This is a genomic window from Sphingosinicella microcystinivorans (genome assembly GCF_003634215.1).
GTDB lineage: Bacteria > Pseudomonadota > Alphaproteobacteria > Sphingomonadales > Sphingomonadaceae > Sphingosinicella > Sphingosinicella microcystinivorans.
Genome location: NZ_RBWX01000014.1, coordinates 1 through 19,160, shown reverse-complemented (window position 1 = coordinate 19,160; position 19,160 = coordinate 1). Strand labels below are relative to the sequence as shown.

At 65.6% G+C, this 19,160-nt stretch carries 19 protein-coding genes, 1 tRNA gene and 1 pseudogene; 15 read left to right on the top strand and 6 right to left on the bottom strand.

The annotated features are described in order from the left end of the window. Positions 1-209: 209 nt before the first annotated feature. From DFR51_RS18285 to DFR51_RS18270, 5 genes are all read left to right on the top strand, one after another. The gene (locus tag DFR51_RS18285; protein WP_420853143.1) at positions 210-2,531 is read left to right on the top strand and encodes an FtsK/SpoIIIE family DNA translocase; all 2,322 of its coding nucleotides are present in this window, start codon (positions 210-212) and stop codon (positions 2,529-2,531) included. Positions 2,532-3,049: 518 nt separating this feature from the next. Further along, positions 3,050-3,652, top strand: a complete 603-nt coding sequence (locus DFR51_RS18280) for a LolA family protein (RefSeq protein ID WP_121053760.1) — start codon at positions 3,050-3,052, stop codon at positions 3,650-3,652. Positions 3,653-3,897: 245 nt separating this feature from the next. Continuing rightward, positions 3,898-4,689: an exodeoxyribonuclease III gene (locus tag DFR51_RS19460; RefSeq protein WP_243445529.1), complete on the top strand. Its 792-nt coding sequence runs from the start codon at positions 3,898-3,900 to the stop codon at positions 4,687-4,689. Continuing rightward, on the top strand, positions 4,686-5,747 hold the full coding sequence (ribA, locus tag DFR51_RS18275; RefSeq protein ID WP_243445530.1) for a GTP cyclohydrolase II: 1,062 nt from the start codon (positions 4,686-4,688) through the stop codon (positions 5,745-5,747). The genes DFR51_RS19460 and ribA overlap by 4 nt, the downstream gene beginning before the upstream one ends. After that, the gene (locus DFR51_RS18270; protein ID WP_121053756.1) at positions 5,744-6,247 is read left to right on the top strand and encodes a L,D-transpeptidase family protein; all 504 of its coding nucleotides are present in this window, start codon (positions 5,744-5,746) and stop codon (positions 6,245-6,247) included. Before ribA ends, DFR51_RS18270 begins: the two co-directional genes overlap by 4 nt. A gap of 21 nt (positions 6,248-6,268) precedes the next feature. Here DFR51_RS18270 and DFR51_RS18265 read toward each other — a convergent pair whose 3' ends face one another. From DFR51_RS18265 to DFR51_RS18255, 3 genes are read right to left on the bottom strand one after another with little or no spacing between them, the layout of a single operon-like run. After that, positions 6,269-7,054 (bottom strand): hypothetical protein, encoded by a 786-nt coding sequence (locus tag DFR51_RS18265; protein ID WP_121053754.1) that lies wholly within the window; start codon positions 7,052-7,054, stop codon positions 6,269-6,271. 50 nt (positions 7,055-7,104) lie between these two features. Beyond that, positions 7,105-8,151 (bottom strand): saccharopine dehydrogenase family protein, encoded by a 1,047-nt coding sequence (locus tag DFR51_RS18260; RefSeq protein WP_121053753.1) that lies wholly within the window; start codon positions 8,149-8,151, stop codon positions 7,105-7,107. A gap of 10 nt (positions 8,152-8,161) precedes the next feature. Then, the gene (locus DFR51_RS18255) at positions 8,162-8,824 is read right to left on the bottom strand and encodes a YggS family pyridoxal phosphate-dependent enzyme (RefSeq protein WP_121053751.1); all 663 of its coding nucleotides are present in this window, start codon (positions 8,822-8,824) and stop codon (positions 8,162-8,164) included. Between the two features lie 22 nt (positions 8,825-8,846). Here DFR51_RS18255 and DFR51_RS18250 point away from each other — a divergent pair, with 22 nt between their 5' ends. Then, the gene (locus tag DFR51_RS18250) at positions 8,847-9,386 is read left to right on the top strand and encodes a thiamine phosphate synthase (RefSeq protein WP_243445531.1); all 540 of its coding nucleotides are present in this window, start codon (positions 8,847-8,849) and stop codon (positions 9,384-9,386) included. A gap of 44 nt (positions 9,387-9,430) precedes the next feature. Here the strand turns inward: DFR51_RS18250 and DFR51_RS18245 are convergent, their stop codons facing one another. Continuing rightward, positions 9,431-10,183, bottom strand: a complete 753-nt coding sequence (locus DFR51_RS18245; RefSeq protein WP_160119072.1) for a porin — start codon at positions 10,181-10,183, stop codon at positions 9,431-9,433. Positions 10,184-10,439: 256 nt separating this feature from the next. Between DFR51_RS18245 and DFR51_RS18240 the strand changes: the two genes are divergently transcribed. Genes DFR51_RS18240 through holA form a run of 4 tightly spaced genes read left to right on the top strand, consistent with a single transcriptional unit; the run spans position 10,440 to position 14,909 of the window. Next, positions 10,440-10,874, top strand: coding sequence for a DUF3576 domain-containing protein (locus tag DFR51_RS18240; protein ID WP_243445532.1), 435 nt, complete (start codon positions 10,440-10,442; stop codon positions 10,872-10,874). A gap of 6 nt (positions 10,875-10,880) precedes the next feature. Further along, complete coding sequence (leuS, locus tag DFR51_RS18235; RefSeq protein ID WP_121053743.1) at positions 10,881-13,376, top strand: leucine--tRNA ligase; 2,496 nt, start codon at positions 10,881-10,883, stop codon at positions 13,374-13,376. Next, positions 13,373-13,861: an LPS assembly lipoprotein LptE gene (lptE, locus tag DFR51_RS18230; RefSeq protein ID WP_121053742.1), complete on the top strand. Its 489-nt coding sequence runs from the start codon at positions 13,373-13,375 to the stop codon at positions 13,859-13,861. Before leuS ends, lptE begins: the two co-directional genes overlap by 4 nt. 4 nt (positions 13,862-13,865) lie before the next feature. After that, positions 13,866-14,909: a DNA polymerase III subunit delta gene (gene holA, locus DFR51_RS18225; protein WP_121053740.1), complete on the top strand. Its 1,044-nt coding sequence runs from the start codon at positions 13,866-13,868 to the stop codon at positions 14,907-14,909. Between the two features lie 22 nt (positions 14,910-14,931). On the opposite strand, the gene DFR51_RS18220 is transcribed toward holA, so the two are convergent. Continuing rightward, positions 14,932-15,138, bottom strand: coding sequence for a hypothetical protein (locus DFR51_RS18220; RefSeq protein ID WP_126494503.1), 207 nt, complete (start codon positions 15,136-15,138; stop codon positions 14,932-14,934). A 467-nt stretch (positions 15,139-15,605) separates the two neighbouring features. After that, positions 15,606-16,097: a hypothetical protein gene (locus DFR51_RS18215; protein ID WP_170151816.1), complete on the bottom strand. Its 492-nt coding sequence runs from the start codon at positions 16,095-16,097 to the stop codon at positions 15,606-15,608. Between the two features lie 117 nt (positions 16,098-16,214). On the opposite strand from DFR51_RS18215, the gene DFR51_RS18210 reads away from it, so the two are divergent. From DFR51_RS18210 to DFR51_RS18190, 5 genes and pseudogenes are all read left to right on the top strand, one after another. Further along, positions 16,215-16,291 (top strand) — tRNA-Arg (locus tag DFR51_RS18210). Between the two features lie 393 nt (positions 16,292-16,684). After that, on the top strand, positions 16,685-17,167 hold the full coding sequence (locus tag DFR51_RS18205) for a UPF0262 family protein (RefSeq protein WP_121053734.1): 483 nt from the start codon (positions 16,685-16,687) through the stop codon (positions 17,165-17,167). Between the two features lie 27 nt (positions 17,168-17,194). Beyond that, positions 17,195-17,749, top strand: coding sequence for a dCTP deaminase (gene dcd / locus DFR51_RS18200; protein ID WP_121053732.1), 555 nt, complete (start codon positions 17,195-17,197; stop codon positions 17,747-17,749). A 4-nt stretch (positions 17,750-17,753) separates the two neighbouring features. After that, positions 17,754-18,635: an EamA family transporter RarD gene (rarD, locus tag DFR51_RS18195; protein ID WP_243445533.1), complete on the top strand. Its 882-nt coding sequence runs from the start codon at positions 17,754-17,756 to the stop codon at positions 18,633-18,635. A gap of 4 nt (positions 18,636-18,639) precedes the next feature. Continuing rightward, a pseudogene (locus DFR51_RS18190) lies at positions 18,640-19,160 on the top strand (UDP-N-acetylglucosamine 1-carboxyvinyltransferase); the annotation flags it as partial.

The following is a 19,160-nucleotide window of genomic DNA, read 5'->3' as shown; positions in this document are numbered from 1 at the left end:
CGCTTGGCACGGATTTTGAAGAGACGCCGACGAGACGCATTTCGCGTCTCTGCTCGCTCGGGAACCTGGATTTTTCAGGACCGTTCCTGTCGGCCGGCCTCACCGCCGGCCGACTTTTTCTTGACCCCGGCGCCCCACGGACTCAATCTAGGCATGTTCGCGGGATGTTCCGCGCGAACGTTGCAGTGGAACGGGGTCGGCAAAGGGTCATGGCGCGCGGGGCAGCAGGTAAGTCGACGGCGATCATGCCGCAAAGCTGGGTGGTTGCGCTTGAACGCGCTGCCGTCGTGGCAGGCGGCGGCGTGCTGGTGATGATCGCGCTGGCGTTGATGCTCGCCTTCGCGAGCTACGACAGCACAGACCCTTCGTTCAACCGCGCCACAATCGCCGCGCCGCAGAACTGGCTTGGTTACACCGGCGCCTACGTATCCGATTTGCTGCTGCAGCTTGCGGGGCTTGCGAGCCTGCTTGTCGTGCCCGTGGTCGCGCTCTTGGGGGTGCGGCTGATCCAGCGGCGCGGCATCGACGGCTGGCGCCGCCAGCTTGCCGCGACGCTCGGCGCGGTGCTGCTCGCCGCAGCTGCGCTGGCGCTGCCGGGGCGCGACCTCCTTGGCGACCTTCCGGCAGGCGCCGGAGGCATCGCCGGGCTTCTGCTCGGCCGCATCCCCGAAGCTGCGGCAGGTCTCCTCCCGCCGGACGTGAGCCACGCCGCCGTGACGGCACCGATCGGCGTGCTGCTCGGGCTCGGCGCGATCGCGCTTTTCTTCTACGCCCTTGGGATCAGCCGCGAGGATATCGCCGCGCTCCGCACGCGCCTTGCCAAACGCAGCAGCGAGCGCGCCGAAGCGCCGCAACCGCGCGCTGCGCCCCGCGCGCAGCCCCGTCGGGAAACGCCGCGAGATGCCGAAACCGTGCCGGAAACCGCAGCCGCGCCGACCAAGCGCATCGTTACACCCGAGAAGAAAGCCGCGCCTTCGAAGCGGGAGGCACGCGAGAAGCAATCGCGGCTCGATCTGCGCGATTCCTTCCAGCTGCCGCCGCTCTCTCTGCTGTCGCCGCCACCAAAAGCCGCCGCGCGCAAGATCGATGCGGCGAGCCTGGAGCAAAACGCACGCCTGCTCGAATCCGTGCTCGACGACTTCGGCGTGAAGGGCGAGATCGTGGAGGTGCGCCCCGGCCCGGTCGTCACCATGTACGAGCTGGAGCCCGCGGCAGGCATCAAGGCCAGCCGGGTGATCGGCCTTGCCGACGACATCGCCCGCTCCATGTCTGCACTCTCCGCGCGCATCGCCGTGGTGCCCGGTCGCAACGTGATCGGCATCGAGCTTCCGAACGTGAAACGCGAGACGGTGTCGCTTTCCGAAATGCTCTCTTCGGACGCGTTCGAAACGCAGTCCGCCGCGCTCCCCATCGTGCTCGGCAAGGACATTGCGGGCGATCCCGTTGTCGCCGACCTTGCGCCGATGCCGCACCTCCTCATCGCGGGCACCACCGGCTCGGGCAAGTCCGTCGGCCTCAACGCCATGATCCTGTCGCTGCTCTACCGGCTTAGCCCGCGCGAGTGCAAAATGATCATGATCGACCCCAAGATGCTGGAACTTTCCGTCTACGACGGCATCCCGCATCTGCTCTCGCCGGTCGTCACCGAGCCCCCCAAGGCGATCCGCGCCCTGAAATGGGCCGTGGAGCAGATGGAGGACCGCTATCGGATGATGGCATCGGTCAACGTCCGCTCGCTTTCCGGTTTCAACGCGCGGGTGAAGGAAGCGCGGGCGAAGGGCGAGCCGTTCGTGCGGCGCGTGCACACCGGCTACGACAGCGAGACGGGTCAGCCGATCTACGAAACCGAGACGCTGGAATTCGATACACTGCCGCTGATCGTCGTCGTCGTCGACGAGCTTGCCGACCTGATGATGACCGCGGGCAAGGAGGTGGAATTCCTGATCCAGCGGCTCGCGCAGAAGGCGCGTGCGGCAGGCATCCACCTCATCATGGCCACGCAGCGACCCTCCGTTGACGTCATCACCGGCGTCATCAAGGCGAACCTGCCGACGCGCATCAGCTTCTCGGTCACCTCCAAGATCGATTCGCGTACCATCCTTGGCGAGCAGGGCGCCGAGCAGCTGCTCGGCAAGGGCGACATGCTCTACATGCCCGGCGGCAAGCAGATCGCGCGCGTACACGGACCGTTCGTGTCCGACGAGGAGGTCGAGCGCGTCGCCATTCACTGGCGCGAGCAGGGCGCCCCGGAATATATCGCCGCCGTTACCGAGGAGCCCGAAGGTTCGGACGGACAGTTCGGCCTGCCGATCGACGAGGACGATGCCGAGGCCGGCCTCTACCGCCGCGCCATCCAGGTGGTCGCGGAAAGCCAGAAGGCGTCGACGTCCTATCTCCAGCGGCAGCTCCGCGTCGGCTACAACAACGCCGCACGCCTCATCGAGCGGATGGAGAAGGACGGCTACGTCGGCACGCCGGACCACGTCGGCCGCCGCGAAGTGCTGATCGATCCGGACGGGAACCGGATTTAACAGAAAAGGCTGAGCATTAAATGCTCAGCCTTTTTTTCCATCGCTAAAGCCGAGCACACTCACTGCACAATGGCTTGCCACCGGTCCCTGAACGCAAGTTTTCGCGTTCAATATTATTTCCGGTGTTACAATCCGTATTGTTGTGATGAACGTGAGCTTTAACCGAATGCCATGGCGTGGTCCTGGCCATGATAGTCCTCCGTCAAAACGGAACGGCAAGGCTTGACCAGCATAAAAACGTTCGCATATTCGAACGCAGCAATGGGCTGGAGCGCCTTAACCGCTCTGGTTGCTATAAGCCGGATCGCGCTGCAACGCGGTCCGGCTTTGTTCTTCTGACTCGATTCGCGATTCGATTCAAGTGGTTGTATGGCTAAAGCTTAGGCTTACCATCAGTTGTGGTGAATCGTTGCAATGATGGTTCACCTGCCCGCAAATGTTCAATGTCAGTTCAAATACGGTGGGGCATGTTCCGCCGATGTTTGCCGCACCTCCGCATCGGCGCTACAGGACCCGAGATGAAAAAAGCCCTTTTTGCCCTTGCCGTGACTTTCGGCCTTTCCGCGCCTGCCGCCGCCTCGATTCCCGAGGTGAGCGCACACCTCGCCGCGACGCGGACGATGACGGCGGATTTCCGCCAGACCGCCGAGAGCGGCGCGGTGGCGACCGGCAAACTCACGCTGGCGCGGCCAGGGAAGGTGCGCTTCCAATATCAGAAGGAGGTGCCGCTGCTGGTGGTCGCGGACGGGCGCAACCTCACCATGATCGATTATCAGGTGTCCCAGGTCTCGCGCTATCCGATCAAGCAGACGCCGCTTTCGGTGCTGCTGGACGCGAACGCCGACCTTTCGCGCTACGCCCGAATCGTCTCCTCGACGCCGAAAGCGCTGACCGTGGAGGCCAAGGACCGGAAGCATCCCGAATATGGCGTCATCACCATTTTCTTCGATCGCGACCGGGCCGCGCCCGGCGGCCTTGAGCTGAAAGGCTGGCGTGTTCTCGATGCGCAGGGCAACACCACGCGCGTCGATCTTTCCAACATCGCCTTCAATGTTCCCGTGAACGACAATGCCTTCCGCTACCGCGATCCGCGCCCGCGCAGTCGCCCAGGCAGTCGATAAACGAGATTCGGAGGCGGAACGGTCGAATTTGCTGACCAAGCGCCTGGCCGTTCATTGAAGCGACAGGATCGACTCCTTAGATTGTCATTAGTCGGCTGGTGTTCGGGATTTGCCCCCTGTTGCCCGGACCCGCCGCCGACTTGCGTGACGAGCGCAAAAAGGGCCCCCGTCTTCACCTCGAAGGCGGGGGCCTACGCATTTCTGAGGCTTTGCCTGTAGGCGCAGGCCTTGCTAAGCCGCTCGCCATGTCCCGTCTCAAGATCGCCAGCTGGAATATCAACTCCGTCCGCATCCGCCTGCCCATCATCGCGCAGCTGGTGAAGGACGAATCGCCCGACATCATCTGCCTGCAGGAAACCAAGGCGCAGAACGCGGACTTCCCGCTCGCCGCGATCCAGCGCATGGGGTACCCGCACGTCATCCTGAACGGCCAGCGGATGCACCACGGCGTCGCGACCCTTTCGAAGCTGCCGCTTGTGGAAGAACGCCGATTCGATTGGCAGGATAATGGTGAGGCGCGGCACATCGGCGTGCGGCTGCCCAGCGGCATCCTGCTTGAAAATGTCTATGTGCCCGCGGGCGGTGACATTCCCGACCGTACGCTGAATCCGAAGTTCGGGCAGAAGCTGGATTTCGTGCAGCGCATGACGCGCTGGTCCGAACGCTTGCGCGACCCCACGATCATCCTCGGCGATTTCAACATCGCGCCGCTCGAATGCGACGTGTGGAGCCACAAGGCGCTGCTCGACGTCGTCAGCCACACGCCGATCGAGGTGGATGCGCTCACCGGCCTGATGCAGAGCCACGACTGGGTGGACATGGCGCGCACGCTCGTGCCCGCGCCGCAGCGGCTCTACACGTGGTGGAGCTATCGCAACAAGGACCACACGGTGAACGACCGCGGCCGGCGACTCGACCATGTGTGGGTCTCGCCCGCGATGAAAGACACGCTTGCCGGCTTCCGCGTGCTGGAGCCCGCGCGGAGTTGGGAGAAGCCCTCCGATCACATCCCGCTCATCGCCGAGTTCGCGCTTTGAAGAGCACTGCGCAATGCGCAGAACGCGCGATCGACGCGCTGCGGCGCGGCCATCCAGTGCAGGTGACGGACGGGGAGGCCACCATCTCCGTCCTCGCCATCGAACTTGCCGATCCCGAATCGCTCGCAGAGTTCGAAGGCGCCGCCCGCGCGAACGTGCTGCTGACCGACAAGCGGGCCGCGTTTCTGGGGCTCGGCAACCAGCTTGCTGCGGCAGGGATGCAGGCGGTGCTGATCGAGCGCACGGCTTGGCTCGATCTGGATACGGCGCGCGCGGTCGCCGACCCGGTGCTAGACCTCGCAACGCCGATGAAAGGCCCGTTCCGCAGCCTTCCGATGGGCGGCGTCGATCGGGCGGCTCGCGCCGCGCTGAGCCTCGCCAAACACGCCGGGCTGCTGCCCGGGCTTTTCGTGATCGCGGGCGGCGCGGCGGAAGACACCGTGACGGCGGCGGACATCGAGCAGTTTGCGGAAACAGGCGCGCTCAAGCTCGTCAGCCGTGCGCGCCTGCCCATCAAGGTGCACGAAAAAACCGAAATCGTCGCCTTCCGCCTGCCGGGCGGTCCCGAGCATCTCGCGCTGCTGATCGGCGACCCGTATGGTACCACGCCCCTCGTCCGCCTGCACAGCTCGTGCCTCACCGGCGATCTGCTCGGCTCGCTGAAGTGCGATTGCGGGGATCAGCTCCATGCCGCGCTGCACGCAATCGCCGACTCCGGAGGCGGCATCCTGCTCTATCTGCAGCAAGAAGGGCGCGGGATCGGCCTGATCAACAAGCTGCGCGCCTATGCGCTGCAGGATCAGGGCTTTGACACGGTGGACGCCAACCTGCGCCTTGGTTTCGAGATCGACGAGCGCGAGTTTGCGCTCGCCGCCAACATGCTGAAGGCGCTTGGCTTCGGCACGATTCGCCTGCTGACCAACAACCCTGCCAAGGTCGCCGGGCTGGAGACAGAGGGCATTACCGTCGCCGAACGTCTGCCGCTCAAGGCCGGTGAGGGCGCGCACAACGAGGCGTACCTGCGCACCAAGCGCGACCGCACCGGGCACATGCTGTGAGCGCCATCCGCGTCGACACCGCCGCGCGCACGCTGACAGCGTTCGGCGAGACCATCCCATGCCTGATCGGCAAGGACGGCGCGACAGACGCGGCAGACAAACGCGAGGGTGACGCCATGACGCCGCGCGGCACGTACGCCATTCGCGCGCTGCTGGTACGCCCCGACAAGCTCGCCGCCCCGAACACAAAGCTGCCGTGGCGCTGGTTGCACGAAAGCGACGGCTGGTCCGACGATGCGCGCGACCCCGCCTACAACCGGCCGGTGCGCCACCCGCACCCGTTCTCGGCAGAGCACTTGTGGCGCGAGGACGGGCTTTACGACCTCATCATCATCCTCGGCCACAACGACACGCCGCCGGCGCCGGGCATGGGCAGCGCGATCTTCCTGCACTGCACAGCGGCGAAGGACTTCACGCAGGGCTGCGTTGCCATTCCGCGCGAGCGGCTATCGGCGATCGTGGGGCAGCTTGCGCCGGACGACCTGATCGAGATCGTATAGGATGCGGCCGCTGGTTTCGCTTCACCTGTATGCAACGGTGCGTACCGCCTGAAAAGGCTGGTTGGGCATTGCATGCGTCACATCAACCTTCACCGCGTCATCACCAATCTCCAGCGCATTCCATTGAGCCCCGAGAATCTCGGTGTGTCCAATCCCTCCGGAGATAAAATTCGTCAGTTTCTGACGGGTTACGTCGTCGCCAAAATCGATCCGATACGTGATCTGCGGGTCGCCCTTGGAGGAAACGCGAGCAGAAGCAAGCGATACCCGGACAGTGTATGGCCGGGCAAATTGGTCCGGTGTCAGGAGTGAATATTTGCCCGAGGCCGGTTTGGGATTGCGCGGCTGCTTGCCGCTGATGAACGGAACGCCTCGCATAGGGTTACCCCCGTTGAAATGCCCATCGAACACTCCATCATCGTCGCTGTCGATGAGGCAGAGTTGGAGATTGCCTCCACCGAGCATGAATGAACGATAGAAGCTGGGGCGCGGCACCTCGACAACGCAGAACGTCTTTCCGCTCGCCACGCCGAGCCGGAAGAGCTGCCTGCCCTTTTCGACCAGCACGTCTCCCGACGCTGATCGAATGTCCTCTACCGTCTCAGCCAATCCGAACGGCAGCAAACGCTGTTCGATGATGGGGCTTCCCACCGCGACGTTGCGTGTCCCAGCCTGGCTCTCGTCAGCATGGATCACCCATATAGTTTCGTATCGCCTGTCCGGATTTTCGGAGGCAGCCACAGCAAAACTCAGTGCCCCTCCCATAAGACTGAGAGCGCTCACCGTTCGCACAATCGTCCAGACCATCACTGCTCCTGCACATCAATGGATAATACCGATTTCGTATGATCGCCCGCCTAAGACAGATCCCGGCGTTTCACACCGCTGAAGCCAAGGATGAAGTCGGGGCCGAAGGCGCTCGAGGGTGTGTGGAAGCCGGGCGCGACCTCGCCGCCGTGGATGCGACGGGCGATCTCGACCGCGGTGAGGGCGGTGAGCGTGTAGCCTTCCGGGGTTTCGAGCTGGCTGACGGCGCGGTTTCCTTCGGCGTCCGTCGCATGGCCCACGAGGACGCTGCGTCCCCGGCCGCGCGCGTCCGCATCGGGGCCGGGCGGCATCCGGTCGATGGCGCGTCCCGCAAGCCAGCGGCCCGGCGCGCTGGCGATCAGCGACCGGAGCAGGCGCGGCATGCCAAGCGCGCGTTCGAGCGGCGGGCTCGCTTCAAAGAAAACGCGGATGTCAGGGATGCCGGTGGAATGCCACGCGGTGGAAACATCGCCCCAGCTGACGCCGACGGTCGGCTTCAGGCCGCGCCCGAAATCCGCCGTGCCGCGCGGCACCTCGGAAAGTTCGACGATCGCGCCGCCTTCGCGCACGCGCGTGCCCGCCGCCATACCTTCCAGCATCGTGCGCGTGGTGCCGCGGCTCGCTTCGTGAAGACCGCCGATGACGAGATCGAGCGAGACGGCGCCGGGGAGGCGGCGCTTCAGATGCGCCGCGAGACAATCGGACGGCACGACGTCAAAACCCGCGCCGGGGAGAACGGCGATGCCGGCCGTCTTCGCGGCGGCATCCTGCGCGGCAAGCGCCTCGAACACGTCGATCTCGCCGGTGATGTCGATGTAATGCGCCCGCGCGGCGAGGCAGGCCTTCAGCATCGGGGCCGATGTGCGCGAGAACGGCCCCGCGAGGTGGAGCACCGTACCGATGCCCGATAGGTCTCCCGAAACATCACCCTTGAGATCGAAGATGCGCGAAGGAAGGCCGGTTTCGTCTGCAATCGCCTCGACCGCCTGACGGTTGCGACCTGCCAGCACCGGTTTCAATCCACGCGCGAGCGCACGTTCCACGACCAACCGGCCCGTGTAGCCGTTTGCGCCGTAGATGAGGATGTCGCCGCCCATACGGAGCAGCCTAGTGTGTTTCGCGCGTTCCGAACAGAGCCGAGCCAACGCGCACGTGTGTGGCACCGAGTTGGACGGCAGTTTCGAAATCCGACGACATGCCCATGCTGAGCGCGGAGAGACCATGACGCGCCGCGAGTTTCGCGAGCAGCGCAAAATAGGGCGCCGGCTCCTTGTCGGCAGGCGGCACACACATCAGCCCCGCGAGGGGAATCTTCGCCCCGCGCGCTTCGGCAAGAAGTGCGGGGAGATCATCGATGGCAACACCGCCTTTCTGCGGTTCGTCGCCGATATTGACCTGAACGAAGCAGGGCACCCGGCGCCCGGAGGCCTCCATCGCCTTTTGAAGCGCAGCAACGAGCGATGCACGATCGAGCGAGTGGATGACGTCAAACAGCGCTACCGCCTCTGCCGCCTTGTTGGACTGGAGTTGGCCGACGAGGTGGAGTTCGACACCGGGAAACGCATCGCGGAGCGCAGGCCATTTCGCGGCGGCTTCCTGCACGCGGTTTTCGCCGAACACACGCTGGCCCGCTTCGAGCAGGGGACGGATTTCGTCCGCGCCGAAGGTCTTGGAAACGGCGATCAGTGTCACAACGGGTTTTCGGTCCGCGATCTTCGCGGCCTTTTCGATGCGGGCGCGAATGTCGGCGAGTGTCTCGGCAGCAGTCATGCGCTTCCCTATAGAGAGGGGGATGCGACGCCGCCACTCCCAGCGCCTGCCGGAAACCTGGCTCTTTACCGACCCCCGCATGGGCGAGGCGCTGTGGGATGCCATCCGCCGCCTGCCGCGCGGCAGCGGCATCGTGCTGCGACACTATAATGAGGCGGATCGCACGGCGATTGCGCGGCGGGCGGCAAGGCTCGCGCGGCGATACGGGCATATGCTGGTGGTCGCTGGAGATTCTCGGCTCGCGCGTGCCGTCGGCGCGGCGGGGGTGCATATGCCTGATGGCGGCCGCCCGACAGGTGACGTCATAACGGCAGCGTCACATGATCGCGCAGGGCTGGTGCGTGCACGGCGCGCCGGCGCAAGCCTCGCGTTCCTGTCTCCCGTGTTCCCGACGGCCTCGCACCCCGGCGCCCGGACGCTCGGCCCCCTCCGGTTCGGGCTGATGGCGCGTGGAACGAGTATCGCCGTCGCAGCGCTCGGCGGCATCACCCCCAAGCGCTACGCGCGGATGCAAGCGCTCGCCGCGCAGGCATGGGGTGCGATCGACGCCTGGAATAAGTGAAGCTTACCGTTTGCAGCCCGATACGGGCGAAACCGGAGCCGATCCTAGAAGCTGAAGGACGTACCCAGGTAAACCGCGCCCGCTTCGCCATCGGTGCCGAGGCGTTCGCCGTTGCGCAGCAGGTAGCGGCCCGAAGGATCCGGTTCGGAGAGCTGGTAACGCACGCCGCCGATGACCGAGAGGCGCGGATTCAGCGCATAGGCGCCGCCGAGTTCGACCGTGTAGCGCTTGTCGAGGCTGAGCGGGTTCACCCAGCCATCGGCATCGCGTTCTGCGTTCAGCTGAAGCGCTGTCTTCCAGCGGCTGCCGCGATAGGAGAGGCCGAGATCGACACCTTCGCGCTCGTCGCTGAGAACGCTGGAGATCTTGCTGTAGCCGCCGGTGAGCGCGAAGCCCCGAAGTGCCACGGACACATCGAAGTTGTACGCCGTCGCCATTTCGGTTTCAGCCGGACGCGCGGTCTCCGGCGCGGCAGCGCGAACGACGCGCGCCGTGACGCCCAGTGCCAGCGCCTTGTTGTCGCGGCTCTTGCCTGATGGCGTGAAGCGGAACGTGCGCTCCTGCGATGCCCCGGCAACGCCTGCGCGGCGCGCACTATCGAGCATCGGCGGGGTGAAGGAACCGAGCGTTTCAGCCTTCAGCGGCGTCACCACACCCGCGGTGGTCGTGAGCTTGCGGCGGGGCTCCGAAGTCTTCACGGCAGCGGCCCTGTCGGCGGCCACTTTCTCGATCGACTTCTTCGAAGAGGCGGCGGCGGGAAGCGCGCACAGCATCAGGCCCGCGGAAACCGCGACCATTGCTTTTGCTGCGTATGTCCCAACCCGAATCATAACCCCCGCGCTTCTGTCGCGTGCCTGTGACAACTACGTGACAGAACTACAGTTTCCTCCGCACGAATCCGAGTCTGAATCGCTCGTTTGGCGGCGACCGACCGGGTTCGTTCGAACCTGTTGCAACATCTCAACAGCGAATGCAACGCGAAGAGGGGCTATGCGCCCACACAAGCGCTGCCTATAACGGCCGCCGAGCAAGCCTGATGGAGCGGATATCCACGTGAAGACGAGTGTACGCATTACGGGTCTGGCGATCGCGCTGGCCCTGCTCGCCGCCTGCGGAGGCAAGAAGGACGCGCCGCGCGCCGACCTCGCCGCTGCGACGACGACGACGATTGGCGTCAATTCCTACCTCTGGCGGGCGAGCCTCGAAACGCTGGCGTTCATGCCGATGGCGCAGGTCGATTCGAACGGCGGCGTGATCGTGACGGACTGGTACGCCAACCCGCAGGCACCCGGTGAGCGCGTGAAGGTCACCGTCTACATCCTCGACCGGGAGCTGCGCGCCGATGCGCTGCGCGTTGCCGCCATCCGCCAGCAGCAGCAGGGCGGCAACTGGGTGGATGCGCCGGTGCGTGCCGGCACCGTGCAGAAACTCGAGGAAACCATCCTCGCCCGCGCCCGCGACATGCGCAGGGCCGTTTATCAGGGCTAAACGCCAATGACGCGATTCAATCCCGCGGTCGCTGACGGCCGCTGGCAACGCATTTGGGACGAGCGCCAGGCCTTCGCGGCCGACAGCGCATCTGAAAAGCCCAAGACCTATGTGCTGGAGATGTTCCCCTACCCGTCGGGGCGCCTGCACATGGGCCACGTGCGCAACTACACGATGGGAGACGTGATCGCGCGGTTCCGCCGCGCCCGCGGTTTCGAGGTACTGCACCCGATGGGCTGGGACGCCTTCGGAATGCCCGCCGAAAACGCCGCCTTCGAAAAGAAGACGCACCCTGAAAGCTGGACGCGGCAGAACATCGCGGCGATGCGCGAACAATTCCGCAGCCTTGGCTTCGCGCTCGACTGGAGCCGCGAGTTCGCAACCTGTGACGCCGAATATTACGGCCACGAGCAGGCGCTGTTCCTGAAGATGTACGAGGCCGGCCTCGTCTATCGCAAGGAAAGCTACGTCAATTGGGACCCGGTCGACATGACCGTGCTCGCCAACGAGCAGGTGATCGACGGCAAGGGCTGGCGTTCCGGCGCGCCCGTCGAACGCCGCCTGCTCAGCCAATGGTTCCTGAAGATCACCGCCTTTGCCGACGAACTGCTGGACGGGCTTTCCAGCCTCGACCAGTGGCCGGACAAGGTGCGGCTGATGCAGGAGAACTGGATCGGCCGCAGCCGGGGCCTGAAGTTCCGCTTCGCGATCGAAGGCCGCGACGACGGCCTCGAGGTGTTCACGACACGACCCGACACGCTGTTCGGCGCAAGCTTTGCCGCGATTGCCGCCGACCATCCGCTCGCTGCCGAGCTGGCCGCGAAAGATGCGGGCCTTGCCGCCTTCATCGAGGAGTGCCGCAAGACCGGCACCTCCGCCGAGGCGATCGAGACCGCGGAGAAGAAGGGCTACGACACGGGCCTCCGCGTCGTGCATCCACTCGACCCGACGTGGACGCTGCCGATCTTCGCGGCGAACTTCGTGCTGATGGAATACGGCACGGGCGCCATCTTCGGCTGCCCGGCGCATGACCAGCGCGACCTGGATTTCGCGCGCAAGTATCAGCTGCCCGTGACACGCGTTGTCGGTGACGCCGACGAACCGATCGTGGACGAGGCCTATGTCGGGCCGGGGCGTCTCGTGAACTCGGGCTTCCTGACCGGCATGGAGGTGGACGACGCCATCGCGGCGGTGATCGCGCGGGCCGAGGGCGAGGGCTGGGGCGAGGGGACGACACAGTTCCGGCTGCGCGACTGGGGCGTTTCGCGCCAGCGTTACTGGGGCACACCGATCCCGGTGATCCACTGCGGGGACTGCGGCGTGGTGCCGGTGCCCGAGGACCAGCTACCGGTGCGTCTGCCTGCTGACGTCACCTTCGAGACGCCGGGCAATCCGCTGGAGCATCACCCGACGTGGAAGAACGCCGACTGCCCGAAATGCGGCAAGCCGGCGCGGCGCGAGACCGATACGCTCGATACGTTCGCGGATTCGAGCTGGTATTTCATCCGTTTCGCCAGCCAGCCGAAAGACAAGGCGTTCGATCGCGCCGAGGCGGAGAGCTGGCTGCCGGTCGATCAGTATATCGGCGGCGTCGAGCATGCGATCCTGCACCTGCTCTACGCACGCTTCTGGACGCGCGCGCTGAAGACCTGCGGGCTCATCGACCTCGACGAGCCGTTCCGGCAACTTTTCACGCAGGGCATGGTGACGCACGAGACATACCGCGCCGCCGACGGTCGCTGGCTGCTGCCGAGCGAAGTGGAACGGCGCGACGGCAATCTATTCGAAGTAGACGGCGGCGCGGTGACCGTCGGCCGCGTCGAGAAGATGTCTAAATCGAAGAAGAACACGGTCGATCCCTCACCGATCCTCGACCAGTACGGCGCCGATGCCGTGCGCTGGTTCGTGCTTTCGGATTCCCCGGCCGAGCGCGACCTGCAGTGGACCGAAGCGGGCATCGAAGGCGCGTGGCGCTTCGTGCAGCGCGTGTGGCGCCTGGTCAATGAAACCAAGGAAGACGCCGGCGGCGAGGACGAGGCTTTGACGCGTGCGGCGCACATCGCCATCGACGGCATCACCGCCGACATCGAGGCGCTGCGCTTCAACAAGGCCGTCGCCAAGAGCTACGAGCTGGCCGCCGCCATCGAAAAGGCTGCGCCGTCGTCTGCGCGCCGCCACGCGGTGAAAATGCTCGTGCAACTGGTGTCCCCCGCGATGCCGCACCTTGCCGAAGAGGCCTGGGAAGCACTGGGCGAAGCCGGGCTGGCGATCGATGCCGCGTGGCCCGAAGCCGACCCCGAAATGCTGGCGCAGGACACGGTGACGATCGCCATTCAGGTGAACGGCAAACTGCGCGACGAGGTGGAAGCCGCGAAGGGTGCGACGCGCGAAGACATGGAAGCGCTGGTCTTGACCCGCGAGAAGGTGCAGCGTGCGCTGGATGGCAAAACCCCGCGCAAGGTAATCGTTGTGCCCGACCGGCTGGTGAACATCGTCGCATGAAACGCGCGGCCGCCCTGCTGCTCTTGCTGATGGCGGGTTGCGGGCTGCAACCGGTCTATTCGGGCGGCAGCCAGGGGCCGAGCGCGACGATCCTGACCGGGATCGACGTTCCGGTGATTCCGGAAAAATCAGGCTATCTGGTGCGGCAGGCACTGCTCGACCGCCTGCCCGACGCGAGCGGCGAGCGGCGCTACAAGCTGATCGTGAAACTCGATGACAGCCTCTCCGGCTTCGGCGTGCGCGGCGACGATTCGATCTCGCGCGAACGGCGCCAGCTTCGCGCGCGCTGGCAGCTGGTGGAAGACACGAGCGGCGCCGTGCTGATCGATGCTGTCGCGCGATCCGACGCGGGCATCGACATCGTGAGTTCGGAATATGCGGTGATCGCGGCGGAAAACGCGGCGCTCGAACGGCTTTCCGAAGAGATCGCCCAGCAGATCATCGCGCGCGTCGCACTGTTCGCACGCAGCGAAGCGGCGCGGTGATGGCGTGAAGGCGGCCGATCGCAAGGCGATCGATGCGGCGCTGACACGCTTCGACCCCGCCACCCGGCTGGTTCTGCTTTACGGCCCCGACGAAGCGCAGGCGCGCGAGATCGCGAACCGCTTCACGGCCCTGCTCGCGCCCGCAGACGATCCGATGGGCCGCATCGATTTCGAACCGACCGCGCTCGCCGGCGATCCTGCGAAGCTTGCCGATGAGGCCGCCGCGGTTTCGATGTTCGGCGACCGCCGCCTGATCCGCGTGGACGGCGCGGGCGACAATTGCACCGCGGCGATCGAGGCGCTGCTGACCGCGCCTGCCGCAGGCAATCCCGTGGTGATGGTGGGAACGGGAAGCCTGAAAGCGACGTCAGCGCTGATCAAGGCCGCCGTCGCGTCCCCGCTTGCCATCGTCGCGCAGTGCTTCGTCCCCGACGGGCGCGAGGCGGTGGACATGGTGATCGACGCCTGCGTGCGGCACGGCCTGAAACCCTCGCGCGAGGCAGCGGAGGCGCTCGCCGCCGGGTTCGGCGCCGAGCGGGGCGTGCTGGCCCGCGAACTCGAAAAGCTCGCGCTCTACCTTGATGCTGCGCCCGACCGTGTGCGCGCACTCGAAATGGAAGCGCTCGCCGAACTCGGCGCTGCAATGGCCGAATCGGATTTCGACGCTCTGGTAAACGCGGTCGCCGACGGCAATTCAGCCGAAGCGGAGGCGCAGGCGGCAAAGCTTGGTCGGAACGGCATCGTCGGGATCCCGCAGCTACGCGCCGTGGCGCGGCGGCTGACGCTGCTCGGCGAGCTGAGACGCACGATCGACAGCGGACGGAGCGCGAAAGAAGCCGTGGAGGCCGCGCGGCCCCCGATTTTCTGGAAGGCCCGCGACCGAATCGCGCGGGAGGCATCGGCATGGAACATGGCGTCGCTGCGCAACGGGCTTTCACGTTTGCTGGAAGCGGAGCGCCAGATCAAATCGCCGGGTGCGGCAAGCCCTGAACTTCTGACATCCCGCGCGCTGCTGGCGGTCGCCCATCTGGCGCGGCGCAGGCGCTGAAGCCTTCCTGTCGGCGCCGGGTTTACTGGCGCCCGGAAACGAACGTCGCAAGCCTGAGCAAACCGCGGTCCACCACAGACTGATCGAGGGGGCGTTCCAGCTCTTTCAGCAGATCCTGCAAATCGGTGTTCTGCAGCTCCGGACATTGCGCCGACGGGGAGGAGGCCCCCCTGCCATGTGTGCTGCCATTGTCCTTCTCGGCCATTTTGCTTTCCACCTCGGCGCTCACGGCCCCCATCAGGCGGGACGATGCACCGTTTTTCTTAATGTTTCCTCACGGCGATGAACGCATAGCAGGGGATTCGGGTCCACGCCTATGCGACCGAGTGCGCAACCACGTTGCAAGCCTGCATCACAGGGCCGCGACACGTCAACGCCGGGCGCAAACGAAAAGCCGCCCGGCCCGTCGGAGTTCACGGACCGGGCGGCGATCAAGGCCGGGGCGCACGGGGGACTTGGCGCCGCAGCCCTTTCGGGCACCGTTGGGGCACTTGGTTCGCCGCGGGGCGCGGCACTGTGCCCTTCTTCTGCAGACCGCCCGGCGGGAACGGAGAGGAACCAGGGGACGACCCGTTGGCTGATCAGTCTGCACGCACAGCTTTAGCCCCGGATTCGTAAACAAGCCGTAAACGGCACACGCATAAGTTGTTTTGAGCGCACGAGAAGTTGCGCGGAACGACTTTCCGCGCGGACGGGTTAGCGGCGCAGCGCCGCGCGAAGCCGGGCGAAGGTTTCAAGATGACGCGCCCGATCAGCCTCCGCGGCCGCGCGCAGCGCCGCACCCGATTCGGACCCTGCCAGCGCCTCGGCAACCTCCGCGAACGGCACCGCTGCGCGTTCGAGCCGGCTGAGCTGAAGCTCTGCCGCCGCCCAGGCGCTTTCGCCCGCTTCGGCACGAGCGGCCGCAGCCACGGCGCTCTCCGCAGCCTTCATCGTATCGGCCCACGCCCCCCGTGCCGCCACAAGGCGCGCTTCAAGCGCGGGAAGATCGGGCGTGGCGGCGGAGACCACCGGCGGCGCGGCCACGCAGGGACGGGCTCCGGTCGGCGCCGATTCGGCCGCAGGGCCGCAGGGCGGGGTCGGCGATCCCGGCACGCGCGCAAGCGACGGCCATTCGCCGCCGCGATCCGCACAGGCGGCGAGCATCAGGGAAACGGCCAGAAAAGCAGGGAAAGCAAGGTATCGCATCGCGGCGGGACGATAGAGATGCCGCCCCGCAGCCGCAAGCGCGCGCAAACCGCCATGACAGTGCAAACACGGGCTTGAACCCGACGACGGACGCGACTATGAAGCGCCCTCCCGTGCGCGCCCGTAGCTCAGCTGGATAGAGCATCAGACTACGAATCTGAGGGTCGGACGTTCGAATCGTTCCGGGCGCGCCAATTTTCTCTTTTTTGTTTTTCCTCAGGCGCCGGGCGGCCGCGTCCGCGGCCTTGGCTTTCCTCGCATAAGCTCGGGCGGCCGGTCGGCCTTGCGAACCCTGACGGGTTCGGGGTTTTGCCCCTCAGGCGCCGGGCGGGTTTGTTTGTTGTCCCTCAAGCGCCGGGCGGCGACATCCGTCGCCTTGGCTTTCCTCGCATAAGCTCGGGCGGCCGGTCGGCCTTGCGAACCTTGGCAGGTTCGGGGTTTTGTCCCTCAGGCGCCGGGCGGCGACATCCGTCGCCTTGGCTTCCTCGCACAAGCTCGGGCGGCCGGTCGGCCTTGCGAACCCTGACGGGTTCGGGGGCGCTGCTTTCTGACTATCGTGTCGGCGTTTGCCCCGATAAAGCAGCGGCATGGGCGATTACCGCATCATCGATGTCCAGCTCGACGACCGCACGATTCTGTGGCGGAGCGCCGATATCGAGCAGGAGCGCCGCGTTGCCATCTTCGATCTGCTGGAAGGCAACAGCTTTCGGCTGGTGACGACGCGCGGTGCACCGCACGACGGCCCCTACCGGATTCGTCTTCGCGTGGAGGACGGGCGGCTCGCCATCGACATCGCGGACAGCGACAGCGAGCATATTGAAACCATCGTGCTGGCGCTCTCTCCCTTCCGCCGCGTGATCCGCGAATATTTCGCGGTGTGCGAAAGCTATTATCAGGCGATTCGGCAATCGACCGCGAGCCAGATCGAAACCGTCGACATGGCGCGGCGCGGTATCCACAATGCTGCCGCCGAAACACTGATCGAGCGGCTGAGCGGCAAGATCGAAGTGGATTTCGATACGGCACGGCGGCTATTCACACTCATCTGTGTGCTGCACATTCGCGGCTGACGCTGTCTTCAAGAAGGGCCGGGTTACATGGCGGTGATGTCCGACAAATGGATTCGCGGGCAGGCGCTTGAGAACCGCATGATCGAGCCGTTCGTGGACAGCCAGCGCCGCGAGGGCACGATCAGCTTCGGCCTTTCCTCTTACGGCTATGACGCGCGCGTCGCAGACGAATTCAAGATCTTCACCAATGTTGATTCGGCGGTGGTCGACCCGAAGAATTTCGATTCGAACAGCTTCGTCGACCGCAAGACCGACGTGTGCATCATCCCCCCCAATTCGTTCGCGCTTGCCCGCACGGTCGAATACTTCCGCGTGCCGCGCGACGTGCTCGTCATCTGCCTCGGCAAATCCACCTATGCGCGCTGCGGCATCATTGTGAACGTGACGCCATTGGAGCCCGGCTGGGAAGGCCACGTGACGCTGGAATTTTCGAACACCACGCCGCTGCCCGCGCGCATCTATGCGAACGAAGGCGCGTGCCAGTTCCTGTTCCTGCAGGGCAACGAGCCGTGCGAGACGAGCTATGCCGACCGGGCAGGGAAATACATGGGCCAGCGCGGCGTAACGCTGCCGCGGCTTTGAGGCCGTGACCGACGAACAGACGCGCCGCGGCCTAGCGGCGGGTGTCGGCGCTTTCCTGATCTGGGGCACGATGCCCCTCTACATTCACATGTTCGCAGGCATTCCAGCAGCGGACGTTCTGGCGCACCGCGTACTCTGGGCGTTCGTGCTGCTCGTCGCCGCCGTCGTCGCGTTAAGGGGCTGGCCCCGGCTCCGAATGGCAATGGCCGCGCCGCGCCTGATGTTGATGCTCGCCGCGAGCGGGGCGCTGATCGCGGTCAACTGGCTGATCTACACATGGGCGGTGCTGAACGACCGGGCGCTCGACACCAGCCTCGGCTATTTCATGCAGCCGCTGCTCAACGTCGCCATCGGTGTGCTGCTGCTGAAAGAAGCGTTCCCGCTTTCCAAACGCATCGCCGTCGCGCTGGCGGTCATCGGCGTCGGTATCGTTACCGTGGCGCACGGATCGCTGCCGTGGGTTTCGATCGGCCTCGCGCTCTCGTTCGGATTCTACGGGCTGATCCGCAAATACACGGCGGTCGATCCGGTGACGGGGTTGCTCCTGGAAACCGGGTGGCTGGCGCCTGTCGCGGCCTTGTGGCTGGCGATGGCGCCGCGCGATCTCTTCGGCTACGGCACAGCCATCGACATCGCGCTCGTCGGTTCGGGTCTCATCACCATCATACCGCTCGGCCTCTTTGGATATGCGGCGCGGCGGTTGCCGCTCTCGACCATCGGAATGCTTCAGTATCTGGGACCGTCGCTTGTCTTCCTCGCTGCGGTCTTCGTTCTCGGCGAACCGCTCGACATCGGGCGCCTCGCCGCTTTCGGCTGTATCTGGGCAGGCCTTGTCGTCTTCTCGATCGGCGGCTTACGTGCCGCTGCAAATCCCGCTAGACCATAACCCCATGGACAAGATCATCATTCGCGGCGGCAGGCCGCTTTCGGGGCGCATCGCCATCTCGGGCGCGAAGAACGCCGCACTCACGCTGATGCCGGCAGCGATCCTCACCGAAGAGCCGCTGACGCTGCGCAACCTGCCGCGCCTTGCCGACGTCGATACCTTCGGCCACCTGCTGAACCAGCATGGCGTTTCGACTCTGATCGAGGGGCACCGGCGCGGCGAGTTCGGGCGCGTGATGACGATCAAGGCAGCGCGGCTCACCTCGACGCTCGCGCCCTACGATATCGTGCGCAAGATGCGCGCTTCGGTGCTCGTGCTCGGGCCGCTACTCGCGCGCGCGGGCGAGGCGACCGTGTCGCTGCCCGGAGGCTGCGCGATCGGCAACCGGCCCGTCGATCTCCACCTGAAAGCGATGGAAGCGCTCGGCGCCGAGATCGAAGTGACGTCAGGCTATGTGAAGGCGACGACCGCCAACGGCCTCGTCGGCGGGCGCATCGATTTCCCGATCGTATCGGTGGGCGCCAC

Excerpts from the sequence above, each read along its gene's own strand:
- DFR51_RS18285 (WP_420853143.1), top strand. The coding sequence starts at position 210 with ATGGCGCGCGGGGCAGCAGGTAAGTCGACGGCGATCATGCCGCAAAGC.
- DFR51_RS18280 (WP_121053760.1), top strand. The coding sequence starts at position 3,050 with ATGAAAAAAGCCCTTTTTGCCCTTGCCGTGACTTTCGGCCTTTCCGCG.
- DFR51_RS19460 (WP_243445529.1), top strand. The coding sequence starts at position 3,898 with ATGTCCCGTCTCAAGATCGCCAGCTGGAATATCAACTCCGTCCGCATC.
- DFR51_RS18265 (WP_121053754.1), bottom strand. The coding sequence starts at position 7,054 with ATGGTCTGGACGATTGTGCGAACGGTGAGCGCTCTCAGTCTTATGGGA.
- DFR51_RS18260 (WP_121053753.1), bottom strand. The coding sequence starts at position 8,151 with ATGGGCGGCGACATCCTCATCTACGGCGCAAACGGCTACACGGGCCGG.
- DFR51_RS18255 (WP_121053751.1), bottom strand. The coding sequence starts at position 8,824 with ATGACTGCTGCCGAGACACTCGCCGACATTCGCGCCCGCATCGAAAAG.
- DFR51_RS18250 (WP_243445531.1), top strand. The coding sequence starts at position 8,847 with ATGCGACGCCGCCACTCCCAGCGCCTGCCGGAAACCTGGCTCTTTACC.
- DFR51_RS18245 (WP_160119072.1), bottom strand. The coding sequence starts at position 10,183 with ATGGTCGCGGTTTCCGCGGGCCTGATGCTGTGCGCGCTTCCCGCCGCC.
- leuS (WP_121053743.1), top strand. The coding sequence starts at position 10,881 with ATGACGCGATTCAATCCCGCGGTCGCTGACGGCCGCTGGCAACGCATT.
- lptE (WP_121053742.1), top strand. The coding sequence starts at position 13,373 with ATGAAACGCGCGGCCGCCCTGCTGCTCTTGCTGATGGCGGGTTGCGGG.
- DFR51_RS18215 (WP_170151816.1), bottom strand. The coding sequence starts at position 16,097 with ATGCGATACCTTGCTTTCCCTGCTTTTCTGGCCGTTTCCCTGATGCTC.
- DFR51_RS18205 (WP_121053734.1), top strand. The coding sequence starts at position 16,685 with ATGGGCGATTACCGCATCATCGATGTCCAGCTCGACGACCGCACGATT.
- dcd (WP_121053732.1), top strand. The coding sequence starts at position 17,195 with ATGGCGGTGATGTCCGACAAATGGATTCGCGGGCAGGCGCTTGAGAAC.